Raw genomic sequence first — 12,070 nt, 5'->3', positions numbered from 1 at the left:
CCACGCCCCCCGGAGTTAACATTGATCATACTCTGGCCAATCATGGCACAGCCGCCCATACCGCCAAAAAAGCCGGTCACAATATTGGCTGCGCCCTGACCCATGCATTCACGGTTCGAGCTGCCATGAGTTTCAGTAATTTCGTCCACCATACGCAGGGTTAAGAGAGATTCAATCAAACCAATGGCCGCCAGGATCAGAGAGTAGGGCAGAATAATCAGAAAAGTCTCCATGCTCAATGGCACCATGGGAACACTGAATTCAGGTAATCCACCGGCAATGCCTGCTACATCACCTACGGTTCGGGTATCAAGATCAAGGCCAATGACCAGCAGCGAAACCACAAGAATGGCTGCCAGAGAAGAAGGAATCGCCGTCGTCAGTTTAGGCAAAAAGTGAATAATGGCCATGGTCAAAGCCACCAGTCCCAGCATCATGCCGAGCTCACTTCCCTGCATCCAGGCTATATCGATAACACTGCCTTCCATAAAGGTTCCAGACAACCAGCCTGTCGCACCCTCTACACCAAATTGACCCAGCTGAGCCAGGAAAATAACGATCGCCAGGCCGTTAACAAAGCCCAGCATCACCGGGTGGGGCACCATGCGAATAAATTTACCCAGCTTCAACGCCCCTGCCAGAACCTGAATAATCCCCATCAGTACAACGGTTGCAAAGAGATACTGAACACCGTGGTCGGCCACCAGACTGACCATAACCACAGCCAGTGCACCGGTAGCACCAGAAATCATGCCCGGACGACCACCGATTGCAGCTGTGATAAGACCTACCATAAACGCAGCGTAGAGACCCACTAGTGGTTCAACACCCGCAACAAATGCAAAAGCTACCGCTTCGGGCACCAATGCCAGTGCTACCGTCAGACCTGACAACAGGTCATTTTTCATGGTAGCTACCTTACTAGCTTTAAGATCGAACAACATTGCCTCCGATTCAAACAGGCAGGTGGGTGGCGAAAGATTAGTTTTTAATTATACGAGCCGATATGGGTTTGTCGGATAGAAAACCGTTTTAAATAGCTCTATGCCCAATAAAAGGAACACTGCTCTGTTTGATAAACAGAGGCAAAGAGTTAATTTTCAGGGAGAAACATTACGTGAATTCTAAAGAAGAGACTGGCAGAAGACAACGACCAGATAGTCTTGAAAATGACGGTTCCTGACCCGTTCGATTGTTGTCAATGATAGAATCAAAATCCTGTCGTTCATTCTCTTAACTCGCTCAGAAGCATCAGCTACAGGCTTTCTGAATGCAATGGTTTATTTCCTGAATTTTATGACAACAGTGCCGGCAATTTTGTCATGCCATCCTTGCCTTTTTTTATCCACTACGATCCAGAAAAAACCCAAAAACAGGGGTAAAATTGAGATAAAGTAAGCCAGGTAGCGAATGATAGACTGAGACAGGCTTGGAGCAAGGCCGGTCTTTTCATCAACGACTTTCATGGTAATAAGCATTTTGCCCGGTGTAGCGCTCTTGTAATGCCAGAACAAGACAACCGCCATCGCCGGAAATAACCAGTTGATCATGATATCGACCGGATCCAGGAGCTGCTTTGAATCTTTCATTGTCATCTGGTTACCGTCAATCATCATGGCAAGCGGTAGAGTAATGATGATCAGAACCAGTGTATCGATCAACGTTGCCCAGAATCGGTCGAGAAATCCAGCATATTCAAAGTTGTCTGATCTTTGAGGATTTAAATCGAGCTCAGACATTATCAGTCTCCTGGTTTACAGTCATCTGTCATTAGCGGTAGAGTCGGCAAACCCAGTCAAATTCTTAGTCTGCCGGAAGGACTGCGGAACCTTCCGAATGCTATCTCAACCCTGTGAAAGCAGATCTTTAATGGATGACTCCAGTTCCTGAGGCTTGGTTGTGGGTGCATATCGCGCAACCACTTCACCCTGACGATTCAAAAGAAACTTGGTGAAGTTCCACTTAATATTTTTAGTCCCCATCAAACCGGGCGCTACTTGCTTCAGATCCTTGTAGAGATTAGCAGCACCGTCGCCATTCACTTCTACTTTTTCAAAGACAGGAAATGTGACGCCATAATTTTTTTCACAAAAAGCACCGATTTCACTACTGTCACCGGGCTCCTGTTTGCCAAACTGGTTACAGGGAAAACCCAACACCACCAGCCCCTGCCCTTGATACTTCTTGTGCAGTTCTTCCAATCCTTTGAACTGAGGAGTAAAACCACACTGACTTGCAGTATTAACAATCAACACTACCTTGCCTTTATATTCAGCCAGAGACTGAATATCTCCGTTTAACAGTGGCATTTCGTATCTCAGAACATCCATTAAGTCTATCCTTATCTGGTTTAAGAAGGTTATACCTCATTTTTTCCAAATTGGATGAAAAAAATAAAATTAGCAGAGCTTTAGTATCAGATAGAGTCACGGAACGGGAATAAAAAAAGGCGGCTTGGGACGAGCCGCCAAAACGATGAGGATATGCGAGTCACTGGTAGCTGTTTACCAGTTAATCAGGTCAAAAAGTCTAGTTTCGATAGGCGACTCCTTTCTTCTTGTCAATGAGAATGATTCTCATTCTATACCTAACCTGCCCTTTTGCAAGTTAATTTTTGTTTTTTTGAAAAATACAAGGCGCCCACGGTCACGATTATTCTGCCAGCCCTTCGTTGATCGCCTGCTCCAGTGCATCCATGGCTTCCTGAGCATCCGGACCAGAGGCTTTGACTTCTATGGTGGTGCCTCTGGTAATCCCGAGACTCAATAGTTTCATCAGGCTTTTGCCGTTAATAAATGCGCCACTTTTATCAGGGTTTCTAACGTCTATCCGGCACTCAAAAGGCTTGATAGTGGATACAAAGACCTTACCAGGACGGGCATGCATTCCATTCGGATTAAAAATAGTGAACGCCCGGCTAAGCACTTCCTTTTCCGGTGCAGGCCAGACACTCCCTCTTGACGCCGTAGCTTTCAATGCAAATGGAGTGTTAGAATCAACACGTCTACGAACCCGTTCTTCAGAAATCAGCTCAGGCACTCTGGGCGGAGAATTAATAGCATCAATAACGTCCTGGGGGTTTTCTGTTTTTGCCAGAGTGCTGCATAGCTCGTCGTTACCAAGCATTCGTGTCAGCCCTCTCAAAATCTGCAGATGTTCATTGGAGCAGGCTGCTATGCCAACAGCCATGAAGACCTTTTCACCGTCACCCCAGTCAACGCCGCGAGGAAACTGGAGAATGACCACGCCGGTTTTGATGACAGCATCACGAGTGTTCGGCGTACCATGGGGGACAGCAATACCATTTCCAAGGAACGTGGAGGAAATGGCTTCACGCATTTTTAAACCAACCGTGTAAGCTTCAGTGGTATATCCAGCCTCAACCATTTTCTGGCCGATTAGCTCTATTACCTCCAGCTTATTTTCAGCAGACTGATTCAGGAAAATATTGGATAAGTTCAGTGTTAACATATGAGCCAGATCGTTACGGCAGAGTCTGGAATATTAGCTGAACTCCGTCACCAGCGACGACCAGGCTTCAGACATTAGCGTATCTTAGTGACAATCTTTTTGTCCGGTGAAGAAATCCTGTAATTCCAAAACCAGACGACAACCAGTGCCGGAAAAAACCATTTGATCATGATATCTCCCGGCACTGATGCTGCCCTGAATTTTCAATCATCAGCTGATTGCCACCAGCCATCATGGTAAGCAGGAGCAAAGTAACAATCATCAGAAACGAGGTTTTGAATCCAGCTCACAAAACGGGAGCTTCCCCATTTATTTGCCATGCTATCAATCAGAAATCGTCACAAGCCCGATTCATTCAAGCTGTTTCACTTTTTCTTCGGCATCAACTCAAGATCTATCACCTTAAAGTGACCTGAGCGCCCCTTTGACTGAGAATCACGAGAGGGAACAAAACTGACGCCTTTGGGATTACGCTTGTTCATCCTGAAGTGATCGACCCCGTAACTGGGAAAGCGGATCGCTTTTGATTCTAATCTCAGATCCTCCACCACATCCCCGTTAGGCAAAGCAAGTGTGCCAGCAATGACGGCATTGTAGACAACACCTACCCCATAACGATTGTCGGAGGTCAAATTGAGTTCGACGTCGGGGCTGCCATTCTCCAAAAAATTGGCGTTCAGTGTGGGGAGGGTAAAATCCAGTCTATTATCTTCTGAGAGTCCAAAGAATACGGAATCTTGAATGTATCGGTCAACCAGCCAACTGAACAACATCCAGTTCATGACAGCAAGCCCATACTGCTCTTGGAGGTGAGGATCCTGGAGATAGGGGCCAGCATTTGATATCTCCAGCTTGTACTTGTAAGAGATTACCTCGTCAGCTGCCTTCTCATCTGCCTTATAATCACCCTTGTCGGTTACGAGCAACCCCTGTGTTTCGAGCGGCACGTAGAAAAGCTGTCCTGTTGCCAGTTGCTCTAGTTTGAGAATACCCCAAAAGCTTTCTCCTTCCAGCTGATCAATGTCGAAGCCCGCCCCGGGTTTTTTCAACAGCGACTCATCTACGCAAAAGCGTTCAAGTTCACCATCATGATCGCCTCGCAGCAGCATGCTGGCCAAATTATAGAATTGGCTGTGGCTGTCAGTGCTAGACCTCTTGTGAAACGGTGTGACAATTTTGAGTGCACCAGGTAAATACGTATCACTTTGACAATACTCCTCGCCGCAAATACCTTTCGCATCCCCACAAGAAAACTGGTAACTCGACTCTGTCGTATCCTTCGAAGCCGGAGGAGCCTCGGCATCAGGAGGAACCTTGGCATCAGGAGGAACCTTGTCCTCAGGAGGAATCTCGTGATCAAGAGGAGCCGCTAAAGGAGAGGCCAGGGCGGCAGGAACAGAAAAGGCCAGAGCCAAGCTCAGGCAGGAGACTCTTAACAGATTCATGACTAGAATCCTCACAGTTAATTACATACTCTTGAGGTCAATGCCACTGGCTGAGACTAGTCGATCTCTGCCTGAATGCAAATTAGTCACACGAGAAATTCAAAGAAAGGAATGTGAAACCATAATTTTTTTATAAATGATAAGCACCGATTTCACTTGGCTTCAGACATTGGCGTACTTCTCAGCATGACCCAGCCAGCGCAGGATCAATGGCTCTGCGTTTTGTGGTGCCTCTTTCAAGACACTCTGGGCTGCATCCCTGACCTGATCCAGCAAAATGGCATCCCGTTCAAGATCGGCTACCTTGAACTGGGCAAGCCCGGTCTGTCGGGTACCGAGCACTTCACCCGGTCCACGTAATTCCAGGTCTTTTTCAGCAATGACAAAACCATCGCTGGAGTCGCGCATGACTTGCAAACGCTCTCTACTTTGCTGCGAAAGCGGGGCGTGATACATCAGAAGACAGTGGCTTGCTATGCTGCCCCGACCGACACGACCTCTTAGCTGATGCAATTGAGCCAGACCCAGACGCTCCGGGTTTTCAATAATCATCAGGCTGGCATTGGGTACATCTACTCCTACTTCGATAACTGTAGTGGCCACCAACAGATGCATGTGTCCGGATTTGAAAGCATCCATCACTTCAAGCTTTTCAGCCGCTTTCATTCGACCATGAACCAGTCCTATAGAAAGCTCAGGCAATGCCTCACGTAACTGTTCAGCCGTCACCTCAGCTGCCTGGCACTGCAAGGCTTCTGATTCTTCAATCAAGGTACAGACCCAATAAGCCTGACGTCCCTCCAGACAGGCTGAGCGCAGTCGCTCTATCACCTGATCACGTCGGTCATCGCCAATCACGACCGTATTAACCGGTGTTCTGCCCGGAGGTAATTCATCGATAACGGAACAATCCAGATCAGCGTAGGCACTCATAGCCAGCGTTCGGGGAATAGGCGTTGCGGTCATAATCAGCTGATGAGGTTGCCCACCTTTTAACTCACCCTTTTTTCGCAGTGCCATTCTCTGATGCACACCAAAACGATGTTGCTCATCGATAATGGCCAGACCCAGCTTCTTGAATTGCACGTCTTCCTGAAAGAGGGCATGAGTGCCCACAACCACAGCCGCATCGCCCCGGGCAATCTCTTCCAGAACCTGCTGACGCTTCTTCCCTTTGGTTTTTCCTGACAAATAGGCGACAGAAACCCCCAGAGGTTTCAGCCACTCTTTAAAGTTTTTTTCGTGCTGCTCAGCGAGTATTTCCGTGGGAGCCATAACAGCAGCCTGATAATCGTTCTCGACCGCCTGAAGTGCCGCCAGGGCAGCCACCACTGTTTTACCCGAACCCACGTCGCCCTGAACCAGTCTCAACATGGGATCAGGCTTCATCATATCCTCACTGATTTCCGCCAGTACTTTTTCCTGAGCTCCCGTCAGGGAAAATGGCAGCTGCTCACGAAAATCACGGGTTAGCGTCTGCCTGGGTGACATTGCATAACTTTTTACTGTTCGGATCAGGCTACGCAGCTTCTGCATACTCAGGTTGTGAGCCAGAAGTTCTTCAAAAGCCAGTCGTATTTGCGCCGGATGGCGACCTTCAGAAAGCAGTTCAAGAGAAACATCGGGGGGAGGCGAGTGCAGGAACTCCACCGCATCCACCAGCGCGCCAAGCTGGTACTGCCATCTGACATTTTCAGGCAGCCACTCCTGAAGCGCATCAGGATGATCGAGTTTTTCCAGCGCCTGTACACAAAGGCTCCGAATTCTCTGCTGGTTAAGCCCTTCAGTTGCCGGATAGACAGGCGTCAGGGTTTCCTCAACATCCAGATCATTATCCGGTTTGATGACCCAGTATTCAGGGTGATAAATCTCAAGACCGCTGGCTCCTCTTCGGGGCTGACCAAAACAACGAACCTCAGTACCCGGTTTGAGGCTATTCTTCTGTGCGCTGGAGAAATGATAGAACCGCAATCCCACAGAACCGGTGCCATCACTGATGCGGCAAAGCAGACTCTGGCGTTTCCCCATCAAAACATCAGACGCTACAACAGAGCCCTGAATGACATAATCCCCTTCCGGATGAATAGCGGCAATAGGTGTAATGCGGGTACGATCCTCGTATCTCAGGGGCAGGTGAAAAAGCAGATCCTGCAGGTTGTGAATATGGATTTTTGCCAACTTGTCGGCAAGTGCAGCCCCAACACCTTTCAGCGCTGTCACAGGAATCTCATGCAGGGGCTTCACCATATCACCTCAATAAACTGCTATTACTTTTTATTCATTTCGCTTCCGTTACAGAGCATAGCCTGAGAGCACTGGACAATGCATCTATTGCCTTGGGTCTCGGAAAACTGGCACGCCAGGCCAAAGCGACCGTCCGACTGGGTGATGGCGGGCGAAAAGGCTTTGACGACAATACATCTGGGGCGTAGTGGCTACCGACCAGGGCCGATTCAGGCAGCACACTAATGCCCATTCCGGAAGCCACCATATGGCGGATGGTTTCCAGAGAAGAGGCTTCGATACCGCTTCCATCATCACCGGCATCGTTTTTCTGAGCCAGAAGCGGACAGGCCTCCATAACCTGATCCCTGAAACAGTGACCTTCACCCAGGAGCAGTAACTCTTCGTTCACCAGCTCTGCGGGATCTATATCCTGCTTCGACAGCCAGGGATGCCCGGCTGGCAATAAAACCCTGAAAGGATCGTCATATAAAGGGAGGGTCAATACATCAGGCTCAGTAAACGGCAAGGCGATGATAATGGCGTCCAACTCGCCCATCCTCAGTTTTTTTCGCAACACCGCAGTAAAGTTTTCTTCTATATACAGAGGCATTTTAGGCGCCACCAGTGCCAACTGAGGCACAAGGTGTGGAAACAGATAAGGCCCGATGGTGTATATAGCCCCCACCCTCAGGGGAGTGCTCAACTGATCGCGCCCGGCTTTGGCAATCTGTTTGATGCCCGACACTTCTTCCAGAACTTTCCGGGCCTGACTGATCACCTTTTCCCCCATCGGGGTCACCCGTACCGAATTTCGCGATCGTTCGAAAAGTGCCAGCCCGAGCTCATCTTCCAGCTTTTTCACTCCCACACTGAGCGTAGGCTGGCTGACATGGCATTTGGCAGCAGCACGACCAAAGTGCTGCTCCTGAGCAAGAGTCACAATATAGCGCAATTCTGTGAGAGTCATAATGATAGGCGCCTGCCAGGAAAATACCAGAACACTGTAAATTTAAACAGTTTTTTTTTCAAACTATTCCTTTGGCTTTCTGTCAAAAGCAGAGGGTGTATTACCAGAGCCGCAGAGAGAAACGTCCAATTTAAGTAAGGTTACTTGCATTTCCCTGAAGATAAAGGACACTCACGGGTGTCCTTTTTTTAAAAAATGACGGGGCCGCTATGAATAAAAATGTATTGATCGCCGGTTGTGGTGATGTCGGTTGCGAGTTGGCACAGCAGCTTCTGGACACAGGTAATTACTTCGTCTGGGGATTACGCCGGAGCATCGACCGTTTACCCGGACGCGTTCATCCTGTAAAGGGCGACCTCTCGAATCCGGAGCAGCTGGGCGAATGGCCCAACAAAATTGACTATGTCGTCTATGCGGCCGCTGCCGATGGACCCGGTCAAGACAATTATCATAAAGCCTATTTAAGAGGTCTTTCCAACGTTCTTTCCCGCCTTCAGGCAGACGGCCATCGGCCAGAACGAGTGCTCTTTACCTCCAGTACCAGCTGTTACCACCAGAATGATGGTCAGTGGGTGGATGAAACCTCACCCACGAATCCTGGTCGTTATTCCGGGAAGATCATGCTGGAAGCAGAAGCCATTTTGATCAACAGTCCATTTCCTGCAACAGCCGTTCGCTTTGGCGGTATTTATGGCCCCGGAAGACATCGCATGACCAACCGGGTAAGAGCCGGTGAAGGTTGCAAAGCAGAGCCTGTCATCTACGGCAACCGTATACACCGTGATGACTGCGCCGGTATTCTGGCTCACCTGATTCAACGCGATGAACAGAAGCTTCCCGTTGACTCCCTTTATCTGGGAGTTGACCATGAACCTGCGCCATTATATGAAGTACTGCACTGGCTTGCGGATCAACTCGATATAGTGCTGGATGACAACCATCCTGCTCCCCAGCCCCAGAGAGGCAGCAAACGTTGCAGCAATCAAAGAATTGTTGATGCAGGTTACACTTTCAGGTACCCAAACTATAAAGCTGGCTACTCAGAGCTTTTAAGCTCAATGTCTTCTGAGTAATTCTTGTTAAAGGAATATGAAAAAATCGCTTATCGGATAGAGCGCTGCGCTCAAAGGACAGACTTGGAACAAGAAGAAATATAACAACCATGCAGCCAGGAAAATGGGTTTATCTGACAAACATCCTTCCGCCTGTGGCTGAGATATTTTTAACTGCGAGCGAAAAAAGCCTGCACAGAAAAAAATACCTCAATACTCGATGGAGAGATTCCCTGAGTATAATCCCCCCGGATAGCTATTAAAAAATCACCTCAACTCCAGAATGGCATCAATCTCGACCGGAACACCTTTGGGTAACTCTTTGACGCCAATAGCAGCACGGGCAGGGTAGGGCTGAGTGAAATACTCGGCCATAACCTCATTGACCGCATTAAAATTGCTGAGGTCGGTAAGGAAAATGCCCACTTTTGCCGCATCCTGAAGTTCCCCACCAGCAGCTTCGGCAATGGCTTTCAGATTTTCAAAGCAGCGTCGGGTCTGCGCCTTGAAGTCTCCCTGCTCCAGTTCCATGGTCTCCGGAATCAGAGGAATCTGGCCGGAAACATAAACGGTCGTTCCCGCCTTAACCGCCTGAGAATAGGTCCCAATGGCCTGAGGCGCATTCTCAGTGTTTATGGTCTGTCTGTTACTCATTATGCGCTCGCTTCTAAACAGAAAAGAGCCAAATAGTAAGGGACAACACGTATTTTTCAAGTCCCTCTGAAGTTTTCGCCCATAAACGAGGCTCCTAGGCTTCTCTGCGACGGTTAATGGAGTGAACGCCCTTGATCACACGAAGGCGTTTAATGATTCGGGCCAGATGGAGACGATCCCTTACCTTGATCACCAGCTGAACCATGCAGAAGCTGGCATCACGCTCTTCCATGCTGATTTTTTCGATGTTGCCCTCCACTGCAGTGACACTGGTTGCCAAAGAAGCAATCATGCCTCGGTGGTGCTCCAGCTCTACCAACAACTCGACTGTGAATTCGCCGGAAACATCTTTGTCCCAATCCACCTCCAGTACTTTTTCAGGGCTATGACGAATATCAGCAATGTTTTTACAGCTTTCGGTATGAATCACGATGCCACGGCCTGAGCTGACGTGCCCGACAACCGGGTCACCCGGAATCGGGTAGCAGCACTTGGCAAAGCTGATCACCATGCCTTCCGTGCCCCGGATCGACAGTGGTTTCTCTGAGTCAGAAGTATCGATCTGGTTTTTTTCTGCTTCCACACTGCCAGGCTCCATCAGCATACGTGCAACGACGTATGCCATGCGGTTGCCTAAGCCTATATCTTCCAGAAGGTCATCCACAGTATCGAATTTCAGCGCTTCAATCTGACCTTTCAGAACCTGGTCGTCCATATCATCAAGATGACTCTCGAAGCTGACCAGAGCCTTGTTCAACAGTCGACGACCAAGGGCAATGGATTCATTGCGCCGCTGATTCTTGAGGAAGTGACGTATATTGGATCGGGCTTTTCCGGTCACAACAAAATTCAACCAGGCGACATTAGGTCTTGCACCGGGCGCTGTGACCACTTCTACCGTCTGCCCACTCTGCAATGGTTGACTCAGGGAAGCCAGACGACGGTCAATGCGACAGGCTACACAAGTGTTACCCACATCAGTATGCACGGTGTAGGCAAAATCAACGGGAGTGGCACCCTTGGGTAATTCAAGAATATGCCCCTTGGGTGTAAAGACGTAAACTTCGTCCGGGAACAGGTCGATCTTAACGTTCTCAATAAACTCCAGTGAATCACCGGCATTCTTTTGCAGTTCCAGAACACCTTTAAGCCACTGACGTGTTCGGGCATGACTGCCGGACAGCGCTTCATCTCCGGATTTATAGAGCCAATGAGCAGCAATGCCATTATTGGCCATATCCTCCATTTCCTGGGTACGGATCTGGATCTCAATGGGAACGCCATGCATACCAAAAAGACTGGTATGAAGTGACTGATAGCCGTTGGCCTTAGGGATAGCAATGTAGTCTTTGAAACGCCCCGGAATAGGCTTGTAAAGATTATGAACCATGCCTAACGCACGGTAACAGGAGTCGGCACTTTCAACTATGATACGGAATGCGAACATGTCCATGATTTCGGCAAAGGACTTGCTCTGGTTACGCATCTTTCGATAGATACTGTAAAGGTGCTTTTCCCGTCCTACCACCCGGCCCATCAGGCCGACTTCTTCAAGGCGGGCAGCAATGGCTCTCTGAACCTGACCGACAAGATCCTTGCGATTACCCCGAGCCTCTTTTACTGCCTGACGTATCATTCGGGATCTCATGGGATACATGGCCTGAAAGCCGAGATCTTCAAGTTCAATCCGCAGATTGTGCATACCCAACCGGTTGGCAATCGGCACGTAAATGTCGAGGGTTTCTCTGGCAATCCGACGACGCTTGTCGGGTCTGAGAACACCCAGAGTACGCATATTGTGAAGTCGGTCTGACAGCTTGACCAGAATGACCCGGATGTCCCGTGCCATGGCCAGAGCCATTTTCTGGAAGTTTTCGGCCTGGGCCAGAGTCTTGTTTTCAAACTGCATGTGCGTCAGTTTGCTGACTCCGTCAACCAGATCGGCTACCACTTCACCGAACTGTTCGTGAATGGCAGATTTTTCAATTCCGGTATCTTCGATAACATCATGCAGCATGGCGGCCATCAGACTATGATGGTCCATGTGCATGTCTGCAAGAATCGCAGCTACTTCGAGGGGGTGGGTAATATAAGGCTCACCACTACGCCGGGTCTGACCGTCGTGCGCCTGTTCAGCGTAATAGTAAGCCCTACGAACAAGATTCACCTGTTCGGGATTCAGGTAGGACTTCAAGCGGCCGGCAAACTCTTCAATAGTCAGCAAAGCCCGCTCCTCCTGTGCAGCCATCCAGCCA

10 protein-coding genes (1 of these 10 running past the window's edge) are annotated in these 12,070 nt (G+C 49.0%); 1 reads left to right on the top strand and 9 read right to left on the bottom strand.

What is annotated here, in order from left to right:
* The 7 genes from ACOJUN_RS08880 to ACOJUN_RS08850 form a co-directional block, all read right to left on the bottom strand.
* A protein-coding gene (locus tag ACOJUN_RS08880) for a SulP family inorganic anion transporter (RefSeq protein WP_422136282.1) crosses the window boundary here: on the bottom strand, window positions 1–908 show its 5' portion. Its footprint begins 619 nt before the window's first position; only the first 908 of its 1,527 coding nucleotides appear in the window; the start codon lies at window positions 906–908; its stop codon lies beyond the left edge, outside the window.
* A gap of 372 nt (window positions 909–1,280) precedes the next feature.
* The gene (locus ACOJUN_RS08875; protein ID WP_422136281.1) at window positions 1,281–1,739 is read right to left on the bottom strand and encodes an RDD family protein; all 459 of its coding nucleotides are present in this window, start codon (window positions 1,737–1,739) and stop codon (window positions 1,281–1,283) included.
* Between the two features lie 105 nt (window positions 1,740–1,844).
* Window positions 1,845–2,330, bottom strand: a complete 486-nt coding sequence (locus ACOJUN_RS08870) for a glutathione peroxidase (protein ID WP_422136280.1) — start codon at window positions 2,328–2,330, stop codon at window positions 1,845–1,847.
* A 322-nt stretch (window positions 2,331–2,652) separates the two neighbouring features.
* A complete protein-coding gene (locus tag ACOJUN_RS08865; protein ID WP_422136279.1) occupies window positions 2,653–3,471 on the bottom strand; it encodes an HPr family phosphocarrier protein in 819 nt (272 codons plus the stop codon).
* Between the two features lie 365 nt (window positions 3,472–3,836).
* Window positions 3,837–4,916, bottom strand: coding sequence for a hypothetical protein (locus ACOJUN_RS08860; protein WP_422136278.1), 1,080 nt, complete (start codon window positions 4,914–4,916; stop codon window positions 3,837–3,839).
* 162 nt (window positions 4,917–5,078) lie between these two features.
* Window positions 5,079–7,163 (bottom strand): ATP-dependent DNA helicase RecG, encoded by a 2,085-nt coding sequence (gene recG / locus ACOJUN_RS08855; protein WP_422136277.1) that lies wholly within the window; start codon window positions 7,161–7,163, stop codon window positions 5,079–5,081.
* Window positions 7,164–7,194: 31 nt separating this feature from the next.
* Window positions 7,195–8,109, bottom strand: a complete 915-nt coding sequence (locus ACOJUN_RS08850) for a LysR substrate-binding domain-containing protein (protein WP_422136276.1) — start codon at window positions 8,107–8,109, stop codon at window positions 7,195–7,197.
* 209 nt (window positions 8,110–8,318) lie between these two features.
* Here ACOJUN_RS08850 and ACOJUN_RS08845 point away from each other — a divergent pair, with 209 nt between their 5' ends.
* Window positions 8,319–9,182, top strand: a complete 864-nt coding sequence (locus ACOJUN_RS08845; protein WP_422136275.1) for an SDR family oxidoreductase — start codon at window positions 8,319–8,321, stop codon at window positions 9,180–9,182.
* 246 nt (window positions 9,183–9,428) lie between these two features.
* On the opposite strand, the gene ACOJUN_RS08840 is transcribed toward ACOJUN_RS08845, so the two are convergent.
* Together ACOJUN_RS08840 and spoT are read right to left on the bottom strand one after the other, a co-directional pair.
* A complete protein-coding gene (locus tag ACOJUN_RS08840) occupies window positions 9,429–9,815 on the bottom strand; it encodes a RidA family protein (RefSeq protein WP_317144337.1) in 387 nt (128 codons plus the stop codon).
* Between the two features lie 94 nt (window positions 9,816–9,909).
* Entirely contained in the window at window positions 9,910–12,063 is a 2,154-nt protein-coding gene (spoT, locus tag ACOJUN_RS08835; RefSeq protein WP_422136274.1) for a bifunctional GTP diphosphokinase/guanosine-3',5'-bis pyrophosphate 3'-pyrophosphohydrolase, read from the bottom strand.
* Window positions 12,064–12,070 lie beyond the last annotated feature (7 nt).

It is taken from the genome of Endozoicomonas sp. ALD040 (assembly GCF_049275945.1).
Lineage (GTDB): Bacteria > Pseudomonadota > Gammaproteobacteria > Pseudomonadales > Endozoicomonadaceae > Endozoicomonas_A.
The sequence above is the reverse complement of the archived record's forward strand: the minus strand, read 5'-3'. Positions and strand labels throughout refer to the sequence as shown.